The sequence below is a fragment of the Streptomyces sp. WY228 genome (genome assembly GCF_019287315.1).
Lineage (GTDB): Bacteria > Actinomycetota > Actinomycetes > Streptomycetales > Streptomycetaceae > Streptomyces > Streptomyces caviscabies.
On the sequence record NZ_CP079114.1, the window covers coordinates 1,947,398 to 1,963,971 of the forward strand.

Annotated in this window: 18 protein-coding genes and 1 riboswitch; of the genes, 9 read left to right on the forward strand and 9 right to left on the reverse strand. The window is 72.2% G+C overall.

What is annotated here, in order from left to right:
- Positions 1 to 18 precede the first annotated feature (18 nt).
- The 3 genes from KV381_RS08310 to KV381_RS08320 all read left to right on the forward strand — a co-directional run bounded on the left by KV381_RS08310 (position 19) and on the right by KV381_RS08320 (position 3,159).
- The gene (locus tag KV381_RS08310; RefSeq protein WP_098024243.1) at positions 19 to 630 is read left to right on the forward strand and encodes a TetR/AcrR family transcriptional regulator; all 612 of its coding nucleotides are present in this window, start codon (positions 19 to 21) and stop codon (positions 628 to 630) included.
- Between the two features lie 365 nt (positions 631 to 995).
- A complete protein-coding gene (locus tag KV381_RS08315) occupies positions 996 to 1,613 on the forward strand; it encodes a DUF4126 domain-containing protein (protein ID WP_030622695.1) in 618 nt (205 codons plus the stop codon).
- A 31-nt stretch (positions 1,614 to 1,644) separates the two neighbouring features.
- A complete protein-coding gene (locus KV381_RS08320; RefSeq protein ID WP_218784990.1) occupies positions 1,645 to 3,159 on the forward strand; it encodes an NAD(P)/FAD-dependent oxidoreductase in 1,515 nt (504 codons plus the stop codon).
- A 41-nt stretch (positions 3,160 to 3,200) separates the two neighbouring features.
- Here KV381_RS08320 and KV381_RS08325 read toward each other — a convergent pair whose 3' ends face one another.
- The 6 genes from KV381_RS08325 to KV381_RS08350 all read right to left on the reverse strand — a co-directional run bounded on the left by KV381_RS08325 (position 3,201) and on the right by KV381_RS08350 (position 8,061).
- Positions 3,201 to 4,127, reverse strand: coding sequence for a hypothetical protein (locus tag KV381_RS08325; protein ID WP_218784991.1), 927 nt, complete (start codon positions 4,125 to 4,127; stop codon positions 3,201 to 3,203).
- Positions 4,128 to 4,176: 49 nt separating this feature from the next.
- Positions 4,177 to 5,094 (reverse strand): methylenetetrahydrofolate reductase [NAD(P)H], encoded by a 918-nt coding sequence (gene metF, locus KV381_RS08330; protein WP_030622690.1) that lies wholly within the window; start codon positions 5,092 to 5,094, stop codon positions 4,177 to 4,179.
- A 151-nt stretch (positions 5,095 to 5,245) separates the two neighbouring features.
- The gene (gene thiE / locus KV381_RS08335; RefSeq protein WP_218784992.1) at positions 5,246 to 5,896 is read right to left on the reverse strand and encodes a thiamine phosphate synthase; all 651 of its coding nucleotides are present in this window, start codon (positions 5,894 to 5,896) and stop codon (positions 5,246 to 5,248) included.
- Positions 5,897 to 5,971: 75 nt separating this feature from the next.
- Positions 5,972 to 6,337: an Rv2175c family DNA-binding protein gene (locus KV381_RS08340; RefSeq protein WP_030086629.1), complete on the reverse strand. Its 366-nt coding sequence runs from the start codon at positions 6,335 to 6,337 to the stop codon at positions 5,972 to 5,974.
- Positions 6,338 to 6,417: 80 nt separating this feature from the next.
- On the reverse strand, positions 6,418 to 7,593 hold the full coding sequence (locus KV381_RS08345; protein ID WP_373461199.1) for an NAD(P)/FAD-dependent oxidoreductase: 1,176 nt from the start codon (positions 7,591 to 7,593) through the stop codon (positions 6,418 to 6,420).
- 126 nt (positions 7,594 to 7,719) lie between these two features.
- Positions 7,720 to 8,061 carry a hypothetical protein gene (locus tag KV381_RS08350; RefSeq protein WP_030086626.1) on the reverse strand — a complete coding sequence of 114 codons (342 nt, stop codon included), beginning with the start codon at positions 8,059 to 8,061 and terminating at the stop codon, positions 7,720 to 7,722.
- 52 nt (positions 8,062 to 8,113) lie between these two features.
- Positions 8,114 to 8,227: riboswitch (TPP riboswitch) on the forward strand.
- Between KV381_RS08350 and thiO the strand changes: the two genes are divergently transcribed.
- The 5 genes from thiO (at position 8,224) to KV381_RS08375 (ending at position 13,479) form a co-directional block, all read left to right on the forward strand.
- Positions 8,224 to 9,435 (forward strand): glycine oxidase ThiO, encoded by a 1,212-nt coding sequence (thiO, locus tag KV381_RS08355; protein WP_218784994.1) that lies wholly within the window; start codon positions 8,224 to 8,226, stop codon positions 9,433 to 9,435. Its footprint overlaps the riboswitch before it by 4 nt.
- Positions 9,432 to 9,710 (forward strand): sulfur carrier protein ThiS, encoded by a 279-nt coding sequence (thiS, locus tag KV381_RS08360; protein WP_218784995.1) that lies wholly within the window; start codon positions 9,432 to 9,434, stop codon positions 9,708 to 9,710. Before thiO ends, thiS begins: the two co-directional genes overlap by 4 nt.
- A gap of 2 nt (positions 9,711 to 9,712) precedes the next feature.
- Entirely contained in the window at positions 9,713 to 10,507 is a 795-nt protein-coding gene (locus tag KV381_RS08365) for a thiazole synthase (protein ID WP_030622682.1), read from the forward strand.
- Positions 10,508 to 10,673: 166 nt separating this feature from the next.
- A complete protein-coding gene (gene pknB, locus KV381_RS08370) occupies positions 10,674 to 12,605 on the forward strand; it encodes a Stk1 family PASTA domain-containing Ser/Thr kinase (protein ID WP_218784996.1) in 1,932 nt (643 codons plus the stop codon).
- Positions 12,606 to 12,612: 7 nt separating this feature from the next.
- A complete protein-coding gene (locus tag KV381_RS08375; RefSeq protein WP_218784997.1) occupies positions 12,613 to 13,479 on the forward strand; it encodes a deoxyribonuclease IV in 867 nt (288 codons plus the stop codon).
- A 3-nt stretch (positions 13,480 to 13,482) separates the two neighbouring features.
- On the opposite strand, the gene KV381_RS08380 is transcribed toward KV381_RS08375, so the two are convergent.
- The gene (locus KV381_RS08380; RefSeq protein ID WP_030086614.1) at positions 13,483 to 14,115 is read right to left on the reverse strand and encodes a sulfite oxidase-like oxidoreductase; all 633 of its coding nucleotides are present in this window, start codon (positions 14,113 to 14,115) and stop codon (positions 13,483 to 13,485) included.
- A gap of 157 nt (positions 14,116 to 14,272) precedes the next feature.
- Here KV381_RS08380 and bfr point away from each other — a divergent pair, with 157 nt between their 5' ends.
- Positions 14,273 to 14,752: a bacterioferritin gene (gene bfr / locus KV381_RS08385; RefSeq protein ID WP_003969666.1), complete on the forward strand. Its 480-nt coding sequence runs from the start codon at positions 14,273 to 14,275 to the stop codon at positions 14,750 to 14,752.
- A gap of 3 nt (positions 14,753 to 14,755) precedes the next feature.
- Here the strand turns inward: bfr and KV381_RS08390 are convergent, their stop codons facing one another.
- On the reverse strand, positions 14,756 to 14,998 hold the full coding sequence (locus KV381_RS08390) for a bacterioferritin-associated ferredoxin (RefSeq protein WP_030086612.1): 243 nt from the start codon (positions 14,996 to 14,998) through the stop codon (positions 14,756 to 14,758).
- Positions 14,999 to 15,161: 163 nt separating this feature from the next.
- Positions 15,162 to 16,508 (reverse strand): class II 3-deoxy-7-phosphoheptulonate synthase, encoded by a 1,347-nt coding sequence (locus KV381_RS08395; protein WP_167396384.1) that lies wholly within the window; start codon positions 16,506 to 16,508, stop codon positions 15,162 to 15,164.
- Positions 16,509 to 16,574: the final 66 nt, after the last annotated feature.

Sequence of the window (16,574 nt, forward strand, 5' to 3'; positions counted from 1 at the left end):
CCTGGAAGAATCGGGCTCATGGAAAGCAGTGGCACCACGCGCCGCCAGGCCACCCGGCAGAAGCTCTACGAGGCGGCGGTGACGCTCATCGCCGAGAAGGGCTTCTCGGCGACCACCGTCGACGAGATCGCCGAGCGGGCCGGGGTCGCCAAGGGCACGGTCTATTACAACTTCAAGAGCAAGACCGAACTGTTCGAGGAGCTGCTCCGGCACGGTGTGGGGCTGCTCACCGCCTCGCTGCGGGCCGCCGCCGAGGAGTCCGCGGAGCGCGGCGGCACCCGGGTCGAGGCGCTGGACGCGATGATCCGGGCCGGGCTCGCCTTCATCGACCGCTACCCGGCCTTCACCCAGCTGTACGTGGCCGAGCTCTGGCGTACCAACCGCGCCTGGCAGTCCACCCTGCTGGTGGTGCGTCAGGAGGCCGTCGCGGTCGTCGAGGACGTGCTGCGCGAGGCGGTGCGCAGCGGTGAGCTGAGCGAGGAGATCGACATCCCGCTGACGGCCGCCGCGCTGGTCGGGATGGTGCTGGTGGCGGCGCTGGACTGGCAGGCGTTCCAGCCGGAGCGCTCGATCGACGAGGTCCACTCGGCGCTGTCGCTGCTGCTGCACGGGCGGGTCAGCGGGCACTGAGGCCGCACGTCCGGTGAGCCACCGGGAAAGCCGAAGACGCCGGCCGTTGAGGTTCGCATCCCCCGCGAACGTCATCGGACCGGCGTCTTCCGTGCTTGTCGGAAACCCGTTCCCCGTGACCCCGCATGTCCCCCGTGGTCCCCGGGCCTCCGTCGTGCACCCCCGTTGCGTCGGGGGAACCGCGCCGTTCCGCCGCCCCGTGCCGGCGGTCCTGGCGCAGCGCCCCTTCCGTGCCCCTCACTCTGCCGTCCGCGCAGGTGGGGGCCTATCCGCGCAGCTACTCATCTGTGTTCCTGAGTACGGGTACTCAGGGGTCCGCGCCGAACCCCACCCGGGTCCGGCGCGAGGTCGTTACGATCGCCTGCGTGTCCGTAATCCCCCTGGTGTTCACAAGCGGCTGGGCGAGCGGGATCAACGCGTATGCGGTGGTCCTGCTGCTCGGCCTGTTCGGCGCCACCGGCGTGTCCGACGAGGTGCCCGCGGCGCTGCAACGCACCGACGTCCTGATCGTGGCCGGTGTGCTGTTCCTCTGCGAGGCGGTGGCGGACAAGATCCCGTACGTGGACTCGGTCTGGGACACGGCGCACACCGTGATCCGGCCGGTGGCCGGGGCGGTGATCGCCGCGCTGCTGGCCGGGGAGAGCGGCTCGCTGCCGGAGCTGGCGGCCGGTGCGATCGGCGGTTCCACGGCGCTGATGAGCCATCTGGTCAAGGCGGGCACGCGGATGGCCGTCAACACCTCTCCGGAGCCCTTCAGCAACGTCGGGATGAGCATCGCGGAGGACCTCGGGGTCGCCGGGGTCGTCACGTTCGCCATATTCAATCCGGTGGCGGCCGCCATCATCGCGGCCGTGCTGCTGGTGCTGGGCATCGTCATAGTGGTCTTCCTCGCCTCGCGGATCCGACGCTTCCTGCGCCGCCGGGCCCAGCGCCGCGAGGAGAAACGGCTGGCCGGGACGGGCGGTCCCTGGCCTCCTGGCTGAGCTGTCGGCGCCGGTCGATAAAGTCACCGGCATGGCACGAATTGCGGTGATCGGCGCCGGGACGGGCGCGATGGCGGCGGCCGCCCGGCTCGCCGTGGCGGGCAACCGGGTGACGGTGTACGAGCGGTCCGCGAGCTACGGCGGCTCGGTGGGCCGCTTCGAGCACGAGGGCTTCGTCTTCGACACCGGGCCCGGGCTGCTGCACCTCCCCGCCGTCCAGCGCGATCTCTTCGTGAAGACCGGCAAGGAGTCGCTGGAGCAGTGCGTGACGCTGACCCAGGTCGATCCGGCGAGCCGTCATCTCTTCGCGGACGGCACGGCGGTGTCGCTGCCCAACGCCTCCCGGGCCGGGGTCGCCGCCGCCCTGGACGGGGCGCTCGGCGCGGGCGCCGGGGCGCGCTGGAGCGCCTTCATGGACCGGGCCCGGGACACCTGGGACCGGTCGCGGCGACCGCTTCTGGAGGAGCCCCTGCGGGCGGACCACCAGGTGCTGGGGCGCGATCCGTATCCGGCGGTGCGGCAGCGGCGTCTGCTGCGCGGGGCCCGGCAGGCGGGCACGGTCGCGGAGATCGGCGCGTGGGAGCTGGCGGACGACCGGCTCGCCGCCCTGCTCGACGGGTACGCGCTGTCCCACGGCCTCGACCCGCGCTCCGCCCCCGCGAGCGCCGCGCTGCTGCCGTACATGGAGCAGACCTTCGGCAGCTGGTACGTGCGGGGCGGGATGCGGGAGCTGGCGCGGGCGGTGTACGAGCGGTGCGTGGCCCGCCGGGTGGAGTTCGTCTTCGGGGCCGAGGTGGTCCGGGTCGTGGAGAAGGACGGCCGGGCGGCGGGCGTGGAGCTGGCGGGCGGTGCGGTGGCCGAGGCGGACCGGGTGGTGCTCGGGGTCCGGCCGCGCCCGGATCTGGTGCCGGGTCAGCAGGCGGTGGGCGCGGGCGATGTGCCGGTCCGGGCGGGCTCCGGCGCGGGCGCGGCGGGCCGGTTCACGGTGCTGCTGTCGGTGCGCGGGGCCCGGGAGGCCGACGCGGTGCACCGGACCGTGGTGCACAGCGCCCAGGGTGCGGCGGAGCAGGAGGCGGTGTTCGGGGGCCGGGTCGCCGGGCACCCCACGGTGACGGTGCTGCGCCCCGACGATCCGGCGACCCGGCCGGACGCGGAGCACGAGGCGGTGACGCTCACCGCGACGGTGGCCCCGCAGGGTCCGGTCGACTGGCGGGACGCGGCGGTGCGGCAGCGGTTCGCCGACGTCCTGGTGGAGCGGGCGGCGGCGGCCGTGCCCGGGCTGCGGGAGCGGATCCTGCACACGGAGATCCGCACACCGGCGGAGACCGAGGCGGAGACGGGGGCCGAGGGCGGTGCGGTGCCGCCGCCCGCGCTGGCCGGGGCGGGCGGCGCGTATCTGCACCCGGGCAATCCCACCCGGCTGCCGGGGCTGTATCGCGCGGGCGGCTGGTCGCACCCCGGCGGCGGACTCGCGCACGCCGGGATGTCGGGGACGCTGGTGGCCGGACTCGTCGTGGAGGGCGACGACTTCCGCGGCTCGCGCTGAGGACGCCCGGCTGCCGGGGCCGCGCCCTGGCAGCCGGGGGCTCAGTAGCGGTACTGCTCGTTCTGGCCGGTGTCGTAGCCGTTGCCGTACGAGGCGGGCCCGGCGGGCTGCTCCGGCTCCATCGGGGGGTACTGCTCGGCGTCGCGCTGCTGCGGGACCCAGACACCGCCGGGCGGGGTGTCGGTGCCGTACGTCTCCGCGCCGTAGCTCTGGGCGTAGGGGTCGGCGTAACTCTGCTGACCGCCCTGGCTGTCGTAGCCGTTGCCGTTGCCGTTGCCGTAGGCGTCGTAACCGCCGTAGGAGGGGGCACCGTTGGTGGTGCCGATGTACGGGTCGGAGTAGGCGGCGTAGCTCTGCTGGCCGGTGCCGTAGTCGTACGTCCCGGCGTAGGGGTCCTGGGCGGGCTGCTGCTCGTAGCCGGTGTACGGGTCGTACGCGGCGTACTGCGGCTGCGCCGAGGGGTCGGCCCCGTGGCCCTGGTCCTGGTGGGCGTTGCCGTTCGTGTCGTAGCCGGTGTCCCCGTACACGCCGTACTGGCCGGTGTCGTCGGGCATCGGCTGCGTCTCGTAGACGGACGGCGTGGGCGGCACGGAAGGCGCGGGCGGGGCCTGGTCGTACCCGGGGCCGGCGACCTCCAGGTCCGAGACCTCCAGCGTGGGTTCCTTCACCGCGACGCCCTCGCCGCCGCCCTTGCGACGCCGGCTCTCCCCCGGGCTGCCGCCTATGGCCCAGCCGGTGGAGAAGCCGCGCCGGAAGGACAGCGTCACAAAGGTCTGGCCGGTGGCGAAGGCGATCGTGCCGACGACGATGACCGGGACGGAGGCCAGCAGCACCCCGACCACCACGCCGAGGAAGCCGGCGAAGGCGAGGAGCCGCCAGCGCAGCCGTGCCTTGTACTGCAGCAGCACCTCGCCGAGCAGCCACAGGGCCACCAGACCGAATGCGATGTAGAGGACCGTCCAGCCCACGCCCGCCCCCTCCTTCGGCCGTCGCCGCTTCGGGGGCGGGTACGACCGGTCACGACTGCTTGTGCAGTCCGAGTTTCTCGTAGATTTCGAGCGTAGCCGTCGAGTTGTTGAGCGTGATGAAGTGCAGTCCGGGCACACCCTCGGACAGCAGCTTCGCGCAGAACTCCGTCGCGAACTCGATGCCAATGGAGCGTACAGCGGCCGGATCGTCCTTGGCCGCGAGGATGCGCTCTTTCAACGACGCGGGCACGGTCGCGTTGCTGAGCTGGGAGAACTTTTCCAATTGCTTCACGCTGGTAAGGGGCATGACCTCGGGGATCACCGGCGTTTCGCAACCCGCAGCGACCACGCGGTCACGCATCCGCAGATAGTCCTCCGGGCGGAAGAACATCTGCGTGATCGCATAATCCGCGCCGGCCCGGCACTTGTCCACGAAATGGCCGATGTCCGTCTCCCAGTCGGTCGACCGGGGGTGCATTTCAGGAAATGCCGCGACGCCGACGCAGAAGTCGCCCGATTCCTTGATGAGCCGGACGAGGTCGGCGGCGTACTTCACGCCCTGCGGGTGCTCCACCCACGGGCCCATCGGGTCGCCCGGCGGGTCACCGCGGACCGCGAGGATGTTCCTGATGCCCGCGTCGGCGTACTGCCCGACCATGTTGCGCAGTTCGGCGATCGAGTGGTCGACCGCGGTGAGGTGGGCGACGGGGGTGAGTGTGGAGTCCGCCGCGATCTCCTGGGTGGCTTTGACCGTCCCGGCGCGGGTGGAGCCGCCGGCTCCGTACGTCACGGAGACGAAGCTCGGGCGGACCGCCTCGACGCGGCGCAGCGCGTTCCAGAGGTTCCGCTCACCTTTTTCCGTCTTGGGCGCCCAGAACTCGAAGGAGTACGACGTTTTGCCGGTCGCCAGCAGATCACGCACCGTGCGGGCGTGATCCGTCCTGGTGGAAGGTGTGCCAAGGGCCATAAGGGGAGGTTAACCAGGGGGTGGACACTCACCCAACCAGAGCAGCAAACTTTGCGCCGATTTGTCGGTCTCTTGTCCATCCCTCGGACAGGAGCCCGAGATATCCCCCGTTCGCGTGAGCCGGAACACGTGGGCCGGACGGCCCGGAAGGTCAGAGCGCGTGCGCCCGGATGCGTCGGGCCAGGTCGGCGGTGGCGGCGGCCGGATCGTCGGCCTCGGTGATCGCCCGGACGACGACGACCCGGCGGGCCCCGGCGTCCAGCACCTGGTCCAGATTGCCCGCGTCGATCCCGCCGATCGCGAACCAGGGGCGCGGCTGGTCGAGGGAGGCCGCGTGGCGCACCAGGCCGAGGCCGGGGGCGTGGCGGCCGGGCTTGGTGGGGGTGGGCCAGCAGGGGCCGGTGCAGAAATAGTCCACGCCGTCCTGGGCGACGGCCGCGTCGACCTCGGCCTCGGCGTGCGTGGAGCGGCCGATCAGCCGGTCGGCGCCGATGATCGCGCGGGCGGCGGGGACCGGCAGGTCGTCCTGTCCGAGGTGCAGGACGTCGGCGCCGATGGCGTGGGCGACGTCCGCGCGGTCGTTCACCGCGAGGAGCTTGCCGTGCCGGCGGCAGGCGTCGGCGAACACGGCGAGGTGTTCCAGCTCCTCGGCGGCCTCCATGCCCTTGTCCCGGAGCTGGACGATGTCGACCCCGGCGGCGAGCACCGCGTCCAGGAAGGCGGGGAGGTCGCCCTGGCGCTTACGGGCGTCCGTGCACAGATAGAGCCGGGCGTCGGACAGCTGCTCGCGAGGCGTGGACATGGTGGAGCTCCCCCGTGGTCGTGACGGGGCACGGGCCGCACCGGGCGGCCCGTGCTCCGCTCTCTGTCGTATCGGTCAGACGGCGAGCGCCTGGGCCCGGCGCTTCACCTCCGTACCGCGATTCTCGCTCAGCGCCTGGGCGGGGGTGCCGGGCAGGGTCGGGTCGGGAGTGAAGAGCCACTCCAGCATCTCTTCGTCGGAATAGCCGTCGTCCTTCAGGAGGGTCAGGGTGCCGGAGAGGCCCTTGACCACCCGGTCGCCGTCGATGAAGGCGGCCGGCACCTGGAGCGTCCGGTTCTCACCACGGCGTACGGCGATGAGCTGGCCCTCCTTGACCAGCTGCCGTACGCGCGTCACCTGGACATCGAGCATTTCCGCGATGTCGGGAAGGTGGAGCCAGGCGGGGACGAGAGCATCGGTCTTTGCGTCAATCTCGGTCACAAGGACAAGCGTGCCATCCCGGACTGACAGCCGGTAGCCGGGCCGACCGTACGGGGGTGTCCGCGGCGGCCCCGGAGCGCTCAGAGGACGGCGGACTTCAGCGGTACGGCCGGGTCGGCCACCTTCTCCGGGTCGAGGACGGCCCCCGACTCGATGAGCCTGCGGCCCTGGGCGAGGTCCCGCGGGCGGCCCACGGCGAGCACGGCGACGAGCGCCCCCTCGCGCAGCCAGCACACCGACCAGGCCGCGTCCGACCCGTCGCCGCGCCACAGCAGGGTGTCGGCGTCCGCGTGGTGGCCGGCGTACTGCACGAAGCGGCCGAACTGCTCGGACCAGAAGTACGGGACGGGGTCGTAGACCGGGACCGGTTCGCCGCTCCGCGCCGCCAGGATCGCGGCGGCCGCGGTGCGCGGACCCTGGAGGGCGTTGTCCCAGTGGTGGACCAGCAGGCGTGTTCCGTAGCGGGCGGAGGGAAAGGAGGCGCAGTCGCCGACCGCGTACACATCGGGCAGCGAGGTGCGCAGCGCGCTGTCGGCGGTGACCGAGCCGTCCGGGCCGAGCTCGACCCCGGAGCCGGCCAGCCAGCCGGTGGCGGGGCGGGCGCCGATGCCGACGACCACGGCTCCGGCGGGCAGGGTGCGGCCGTCGGTGAGGACGACGGCTCCTTCCTCGACGCGGTCGACCCGGGCTCCGGTGAGGAGTTCGGCACCGCTGTCGGCGTACCAGTCGGCCATCGGGGCGGCCACCTCGGCGGGCAGGGTGCCCGCGAGCGGGCGGGCGGCGGCCTCGACGACGGTGACCGCGCAGCCGGCGGCCCGGGCGGCGGTGGCGAACTCCGCGCCGATCCAGCCCGCCCCGACGACGACCACGTCGTGCTGCCGGTCCAGGACGGGCCGCAGCCGGGCGGCGTCGTCGAGGGTGCGCAGCAGATGGACGCCGGGCACGCCCTCGGCGCCGGGCAGGGTGATGGGCTCCGCGCCGGTCGCGAGGATGAGGGAGTCATAGCGGACGGGGCCCTCGGCGGTGTCCAGCACATGGTCGGCGGCGCGCAGGGCGGTGACGTCCAGGCCGAGGCGCAGGGTGATGTCCAGCGCCTCGAAGTCGACGTCGAAGGCGGAGTGCTCGGCCTTGCCGAGCAGGACGGCCTTGGAGAGCGGCGGGCGGTCGTAGGGCTGGTGGGGCTCGGCGCCGATCAGGGTGACGGGCCCGGCGAAGCCCGCCTCGCGCAGGGCCACGGCGCTCTGCACGCCCGCCATGCCCGCTCCGACGACCACGACGTTCCGGTCCGGACTCTTCTGCGTCTGCTGCTCGCTCACCTGCCCACCTTAATCACCTGACGCATCGTCAGGAAGGCGGTCGGCGGAATGCCGGAACGACGGCCGTCAGGAGGGCACTTCCTCCACCACGCTGGTCCCGCTGCCCTCCTGGGACTCCCACCGCCACCGCTCCTCCAGCCGCACCCGGCCGTCCGCGAGGTCGACGACGGTGGAGAGGCAGTGTCCGGACGAGGTCGTTCCGTCCTGCTTGAGCTGGACGTAGCGGAAGTCCAGCGCGTCCCCGTCCCGGGTGCCGACGAGATGGCCGCGGACGACGTCGCCGCCCGTGTACTCGGCCCAGATCCGGCCGCCTTGCTCGTGGTACGTGAAGCGGGTGCGGGTGCCGACCTGGCCCGGGGCCTGGTCGGCGACGGGCGCGAGGACGAGTCCGTCGAGCGAACGGGCCATGGTGGCTGCTCCCTGACTGGGCGGTGGACGGCGGGGTTTATGGTGGCCAAGGTAGAACACTCACGGGAGCCCGGACGCACCGGGCTGAGAGGGAGGCTGGACGGCCTCCGACCGTACGAACCTGCTCCGGGTCATGCCGGCGAAGGGAGGGGTTGGACACCCATGTGCGCCTCGGGGAACACCTCAGGAGCCTCACGGAGAACCGCCGGATCCGACGTCCTCGTCATCGGGGGCGGCATCATCGGTCTGGTCACCGCGTGGCGGGCCGCCCAGCGGGGGCTGCGCGTCACGGTGGCGGACCCCGCACCGGGCGGCGGCGCCGCACAGGTCGCGGCGGGCATGCTGGCCGCCGTCACCGAACTGCACTACGGCGAGCAGATGCTGCTCGGGCTCAACCTCGCCTCCGCCGCCCGCTATCCGGCGTTCGTGGCCGAGCTGGAGGAGGCGAGCGGCCGGGACACCGGCTTCCGCACCTGCGGCACGCTCGCCGTCGCGCTGGACTCCGACGACCGCGCGCATCTGCGCGAACTGCACGCCCTCCAGGAGCGTTCGGGGCTGGAATCGACCTGGCTGAGCGGCCGTGAGTGCCGCCGTCTGGAGCCGATGCTGGCCCCGGGCGTGCGGGGCGGCCTGCGGGTGGACGGCGACCACCAGGTGGATCCGCGCCGCCTCGCCGCGGCGCTGCTGACCGCGGGCGAGCGGGCCGGGGTCGCGTTCCGCCGGACGACCGCCGAGCGGCTCACCGTCGCCGGGGGCCGGGCGGCCGGGGCGCTGCTCGGCGACGGTACGGTGTTCGCGGCCGATCAGGTCGTGCTCGCCGCGGGCAGCCTCAGCGGCCGGCTCGCGGGGCTTCCGCCGGAGTTCGTGCCGCCGGTCCGCCCGGTCAAGGGCCAGGTCCTGCGGCTCACCGTGCCACCGGCGTACGCCCCCTTCCTCAGCCGCACCGTGCGCGCCGTGGTCCGCGGCGGCCACCTCTACCTCGTACCGCGCGAGAACGGCGAGCTGGTCGTCGGCGCCACCAGCGAGGAGCTGGGCTGGGACACCACGGTGACCGCCGGCGGGGTGTACGAGCTGCTGCGCGACGCCCATGAACTGGTGCCCGGCATCACCGAGCTGCCGCTCACCGAGACCCTGGCCGGTCTGCGCCCCGCCTCGCCCGACAACGCCCCGCTGCTCGGCCCGACCGCCCTGCCCGGTCTGCTGCTCGCCACCGGCCACCACCGCAACGGCGTCCTGCTGACCCCGGTCACCGGGGACGCGATGGCCGACGCCCTGACCACCGGCGAGCTGCCCGAGCCGGCGCGCCCCTTCGCCCCCGGCCGTTTCGCGGCGACCGCCCCCGCCGCCCCCGTACTCCAGGAGCAGCCCGTATGACCCAGCAGCCCGCCGTCCCGGATGCCGTCGCCGTACCGCGAGCAGCCGCACCGGAGGCCACCGCGACCGCCACCGTGTCCGTCTCGGTGAACGGGGAAGCCCGTGCCGTGGTGGCCGGGACCGCCCTGGACGCCCTCGTCGCCACGGTGACCCCGGCCCGCTCCGGGGTCGCCGTCGCCGTCAACGAGAGCGTCGTCCCGCGCGGCCGGTGGGCCGCCACGCCGCTCGGCGAGGGCGACCGCGTCGAGATCCTGACCGCCGTGCAGGGAGGCTGACCATGTCGGACGACGTCTTCTCCCTGGGGCCCGCCGCCTTCGGCTCCCGGCTGATCATGGGCACCGGCGGCGCCCCGAGCCTGGAGGTGCTGGAGCGCTCGCTGATCGCCTCCGGCACCGAACTGACCACCGTGGCGATGCGCCGGCTGGACCCGACGGTGCAGGGTTCGGTGCTCTCGGTGCTGGAGCGGCTCTCCATCCAGGTGCTGCCGAACACCGCGGGCTGCTTCACCGCCGGTGAGGCGGTGCTGACCGCCCGGCTGGCCCGGGAGGCGCTCGGCACCGACTGGGTCAAGCTGGAGGTGATCGCGGACGAGCGGACCCTGCTGCCGGACACCGTCGAGCTGCTGGACGCGGCGGAGACCCTGGTCGACGACGGGTTCGTCGTGCTGCCGTACACCAACGACGATCCGGTGCTGGCCCGGAAGCTGGAGGACGTGGGCTGCGCGGCGATCATGCCGCTCGGCTCCCCCATCGGCTCCGGACTCGGCATCCGCAACCCGCACAACTTCGAGCTGATCGTCGAGCGTGCCGGGGTGCCGGTGATCCTCGACGCGGGCGCCGGGACGGCCTCGGACGCGGCGCAGGCGATGGAGCTGGGGTGCGCGGCCGTGATGCTGGCCTCGGCGGTGACCCGGGCCCAGGAGCCGGAGCTGATGGCGGGTGCGATGCGTCATGCGGTGGAGGGCGGGCGGCTCGCGTACCGGGCGGGGCGGATTCCGCGCCGCCGCTTCGCCGAGGCGTCGTCGCCGGTGGACGGGCGGGCGGTGCTGGATCCGGAGCGGCCGGCGTTCTGAGCCGTCGGTACGTGTCCGGGGGCGCTGCCCCCGGGCCCCCGCTCCTCAATCGCCGGAGAGGCTTGAGGAGGGGCTTGAATTGTCCCTGTCACGGATCGGCTGCAGAACGGACCCGGGAGTGCCCCGGCCCGTCCGGGGTGTCGGTGGCGGCTCGTAGACTCTCGGGGTGGACACGACCCTCCAGGACCCTCTTGTCGGGCAGCTGCTCGACGGCCGGTATCGCATTGAGGCGCGCATCGCCGTCGGCGGGATGGCCACGGTCTACCGGGCCGTGGACACCCGCCTGGACCGGGTGCTCGCCCTCAAGGTGATGCACCCGGCGCTCGCCACCGACGTCTCGTTCGTCGAGCGCTTCATCCGTGAGGCCAAGTCGGTGGCGCGCCTGGCGCACCCCAATGTCGTCGCGGTCTTCGACCAGGGCGCCCAGGGTGCGTACGTCTATCTCGCGATGGAGTACGTGGCGGGCTGCACCCTGCGCGATGTGCTGCGCGAGCGCGGAGCCCTGCAGCCCCGGGCGGCCCTCGACATCCTGGAGCCGGTCCTCGCCGCGCTCGGCGCCGCGCACCGGGCCGGGTTCGTGCACCGTGACATGAAGCCCGAGAACGTCCTGATAGGGGACGACGGCCGGGTGAAGGTCGCCGACTTCGGCCTGGTCAGGGCGGTCGGCACCGCCACCGACACGACCGGCTCGCTGCTGGGCACGGTGTCGTATCTCGCCCCCGAGCAGATCGAGCACGGCTCCGCCGACACCCGCAGCGACGTGTACGCCTGCGGGGTCGTGCTGTACGAGATGCTGACCGGCGCCAAGCCGCACACCGGCGAGAACGCCGCCCAGGTCATCTACCAGCACCTCAACTCCGACGTCCCGGCCCCGTCCGCCGTCGTGCCGGGGCTCCCGGTCGCGCTGGACAGCCTGGTGGCGAGCGCGACCGCCCGCAATCCCGAGGTGCGCCCGCACGACGCGGTGCTGCTGCTGGCCGAGACCCGTGAGGCGCGCGCCGCGCTGACCGACGCCGAGCTGGACGCCGTACCGCCGCAGGCGCTGTCGGGGACGCACGACGGCGCGGACGACCGTACGAGCGTGATCCCGCGGGCCCTCCCGGCGGACGGCGACGGGGCCGGAGTGCACCGCACCAGCCGGCTGGAGATGCCGCCCGCGGGCCCCGCCGCCCCCCGGCGCGGGACCGCCCGGAGCGGCCCGTTCGGCGGGCCGCACCGCAAGCTGATCACGATCCTCACCGCCGTACTGCTGACGCTCGGCATCGGCACGGGCGTCTGGTACATCAACTCCGGCCAGTTCACCCAGGTCCCCTCGCTGCTCGGCCAGACCCAGAAGACCGCCGAGCAGCGGCTCTCCGACGAGGGGCTCGGGCTCAAGGGCGTGGACCGGGTCTTCAGCGACACCGTCGAGCGCGGCTCGGTCGTGAGCAGCGAGCCGGCCTCGGGCGAGCGGATCCGGGGCAACGGCGCGGTGAAGCTCGTCGTCTCGCGGGGCCCGGAGATCGTGCGGGTGCCCGATGTGGTGGGCAGCTCGCTCGCGGACGCCCGGCGCGCCCTGAAGAAGGTGGGCCTGGCCCCCGGGATGGTGACCAAGGAGTTCAGCGAGGGCGTGGCCCGCGGCGAGGTGATCCGCACGGATCCGCGCGCGGGCACGGACCGCAACCCGGACACGGCCGTGGCGCTCGTCGTCAGCAAGGGCGCCCCCGTGGAGGTCCCGGACGTCAGCGGTCTCTCGGTCGAGGACGCCACCGCCGAGCTGGAGGCCGAAGGGCTGAAGGCCGAGGTGCTGCCCGGCCGGGTGCACTCCGCCGAGGTCGAGGGCGATGTCACCGAGCAGTCCCCCGCCGAGGGCGCCGAGGCCGCCGAGGGCGACACGGTCCAGCTGACCATCTCCAAGGGCCCCCGGATGCTGGACGTCCCGGACGTCACCGGCCGGGACGTCGACGAGGCGCGGAGCACCCTGGAGGAGGCGGGCTTCGAGGTGGAGGTCGAGCGGCCGTTCCTCTCCTTCAGCGACACGATCGCGAGCCAGTCGGTGGACGGCGGCGAGCAGGCCCCCGAGGGGTCCACGATCACGATCAAGACCAAGGGGTTCTAGCAACCAGATGGACGCACCGCGCAATCCGGTCGGCGGACATGTCCCGGTGGCCGGCGGGCTCGCCAAGGTCGGCCTGGAGTACGCCCGTGAGCTGGCGGCGGAGACCGTGCAGGTCTTCGTGGCCAACCCGCGCGGCTGGGCGACGCCCGTCGGGAATCCGGCGCAGGACGAGCTGTTCCGCGCCGCGTGCGCGGCGGCCTCGATCCCGGCGTACGTCCACGCCCCCTATCTGATCAACTTCGGCTCGCACACCGAGGCGACGGTCGAGAAGTCGGTGGAGTCCCTGCGCCACTCGCTGCGGCGGGCCCGGGAGATCGGGGCGCTGGGCGTGGTGGTGCACACCGGTTCGGCGACCGGCGGGCGGCCGCGTGCCGAGGCGCTGGCCCAGGTGCGGGAGCACCTGCGCCCGCTGCTGGACGAGCTGACCCACGACGACGATCCGGATCTGCTGCTGGAGTCGACGGCCGGCCAGGGCTTCTCGCTCTGCTCGCGGACCTGGGACTTCGGGCCGTACTTCGAGGCGCTGGATTCCCACCCGAAGCTGGGCGTCTGCCTGGACACCTGCCACATCTACGCCGCCGGGCACGATCTGGCCGGCCCGGCGGGGATGCGGCAGACGCTCGATCTGCTGGTGGAGACCGTCGGCGAGGGGCGGCTGAAGCTGATCCACGCCAATGACTCCAAGGACGTGGTGGGCGCCCACAAGGACCGGCACGAGAACATCGGCGCCGGTCACATCGGGGCGGAGCCCTTCCGGGAGCTGTTCGCGCATCCGGCGACCGAGGGCGTACCGCTGATCATCGAGACCCCCGGCGGCAAGGAGGGGCACGCGGCGGACGTGGCCCGGCTGAAGGAACTGCGCGGCGCCCGCTAGCCGCTACAACTCGGGGCCGTCCCCGGGCTCCTCCTGGTAGGAGTAGCGCTGCTCGCTCCAGGGGTCGCCGATGTTGTGGTAGCCCCGTTCCTCCCAGAATCCGCGCCGGTCCGCCGTCATGTACTCGATGCCCCGGACCCACTTCGGGCCCTTCCAGGCGTACAGATGCGGAACGACGAGACGCAGCGGGAAACCGTGCTCGGCGGTGAGGAGTTCGCCGTCCTTGTGGGTGGCGAAGAGGGTGTGCTCGGAGGCGAAGTCCGCCAACCGCAGGTTCGAGGAGAAGCCGTACTCGGCCCAGACCATCACATGGGTGGTGTCGGGGGCGGGCGGCGCCAGTTCGAGGACCGTACGGGCGGGGATCCCGCCCCATTCGGCGCCGAGCATGCTGAACTTCGTCACGCAGTGCAGATCGGCGACGACCGTGGAGAACGGCAGCGCCGAGAATTCCTGGTGGTTCCAGCAGTGCTTGTCACCGTCGGCGGTGGCTCCGAAGACCCGGAACTCCCAGCGGTCGGGCTTGAACTTGGGAACGGGCCCGTAGTGGGTGACCGGCCATCCGCGTTGCAGTCGCTGTCCCGGCGGAAGCTCGGACTGCTCTGTTTCGCGATTCTCCCGGCTTTCCGGCTGACCCATGCCTCCATGGTGACAGACAGGCAGGGGTGGTCATGACCAGGAAGGACCTCATCCGGGCAACTCGTACTAAGCGTGCACTTACTGGACGGCCGCTGAGCGCGGTGCGAGGATCTGGCCAACTTGCCAGATCGATCACCGGTTGGAAGGAACCTTTGCCATGCAGGGCGACCCCGAGGTCCTTGAGTTTCTCAATGAGCAGCTGACCGCCGAACTGACTGCCATCAACCAGTACTTCCTGCACGCCAAGATGCAGGAGAACTTCGGGTGGACCAAGCTCGCCAAGTACACCCGGGCCGAGTCCTTCGACGAGATGAAGCACGCCGAGATCCTCACCGACCGGATCCTGTTCCTCGACGGCCTGCCGAACTATCAGCGGCTTTTCCATGTCCGGGTGGGCCAGACGGTCACCGAGATGTTCCAGGCGGACCGCCAGGTCGAGGTGGAGGCGATCGACCGCCTCAAGCGCGGTATCGAGGTGATGCGCGGCAAGGGCGACATCACGTCCGCGAACATCTTCGAGTCGATCCTGGAGGACGAGGAGCACCACATCGACTATCTCGACACCCAGCTGGAGCTGGTCGAGAAGCTCGGTGAGCCGCTCTACATCGCCCAGCTGATCGAGCAGCCGGAGAGCTGACGCTCAGGCGGCGTCGGAGAGGGCCGGGCGGGCGACGGAGGCGACCACGGGCTCCTGCCGCTGGTCGAGCAGCTCGCGGCGCGGGCAGTCGCCGCGTCCCAGCAGCGCCTGAATGCGGCGGACGCAACCGCCGCAGTCCGTGCCGGCCTTGCAGGCCGACGCGATCTGCCGGGGTGTGCAGGCACCGGCGTCCGCATGCTTCTTCACCTGCGCCTCGGTCACGCCGAAACAGGAGCAGACGTACATGCGGTTCACCTCCCTGCGGGTCGGTCGCTGGCGCCGTCCCGGTCTTCGTCGGTGAGGCTAACCTAACCTTACCCGTCCCCCGGGCGGCGCAAAAGTCCTGGGACGGCCTGTGGGGCACGGATCACATCGATCCGTGCCCCACAGGTGTGTCCGGCGGAGACTTCTACTGGTCGCGGTACATCTCGGCGACGAGGAAGGCCAGGTCGAGCGACTGGCTGCGGTTGAGCCGGGGGTCGCAGGCCGTCTCGTAGCGCTGGTGCAGATCGTCCACGAAGATCTCGTGGCCGCCGCCCACGCACTCGGTGACATCGTCGCCGGTCAGCTCCACATGGATGCCGCCCGGGTGGGTGCCGAGGCCCTTGTGCACCTCGAAGAAGCCCTTGACCTCGTCCAGGACGTCGTCGAAGCGGCGCGTCTTGTGGCCGGAGGCGGCCTCGAAGGTGTTGCCGTGCATCGGGTCGGTCACCCAGGCGACGGTCGCGCCCGATGCGGTGACCTTCTCGACCAGCTCGGGGAGCTTGTCGCGGACCTTGTCGGCGCCCATGCGGACGATGAAGGTCAGCCGGCCGGGCTCGCGGTCCGGGTCGAGGCGTTCGACGTAACCGAGCGCCTCGTCCACGGTGGTCGTCGGGCCGAGCTTGATGCCGATCGGGTTGCGGACCTTCGAGGCGAACTCGATGTGCGCGCCGTCCATCTGGCGGGTGCGCTCACCGATCCAGACCATGTGACCGGAGGTGTCGTACAGCTCGCCGGTGCGCGAGTCGGTGCGGGTCAGCGCCGTCTCGTAGTCCAGCAGCAGCGCCTCGTGCGAGGCGTAGAACTCGACCGCCTTGAACTCGGCCGGGTCGGTGCCGCACGCCTTCATGAAGTTCAGCGCGTTGTCGATCTCGCGGGCCAGAGCCTCGTAGCGCTGACCGGCCGGCGACGACTTCACGAAGTCCTGGTTCCAGGCGTGGACCTGGCGCAGGTCGGCGTAACCGCCGGTGGTGAAGGCGCGCACCAGGTTCAGCGTGGAGGAGGACGCGTGGTACATCTGCTTCAGCCGCGCCGGGTCCGGGACCCGGGCCTCCTCGGTGAAGGCGAAGCCGTTCACCGAGTCGCCGCGGTAGGTCGGCAGGGTCACGCCGTCGCGGGTCTCGGTCGACTTGGAGCGCGGCTTGGAGTACTGGCCCGCGATCCGGCCGACCTTCACCACGGGCACGGAGGCCGCGTAGGTCAGGACGGCGCTCATCTGGAGCAGCGTCTTCAGCTTGGCCCGGATGTGCTCGGCGGACACGGCGTCGAAGGCCTCGGCGCAGTCGCCGCCCTGCAGCAGGAACGCCTCGCCCTTGGCGACGGCTCCCAGGCGGGCGCGCAGCTGGTCGCACTCGCCGGCGAAGACGAGCGGCGGATACGACGCGAGGTCCGCGAGTACATCGCGCAGGGCCTCGGAGTCGGGGTACTCGGGCTGCTGCGCCGCGGGAAGGTCTCGCCAGGTGTTGCCACCGGCGACGGAGGTATTGGCGTTCACGGTCACGTGGACAACATTACGGGTTCGCGGAGGGCGTCCATTCGAGCGCTCAATAGTTGAGACACC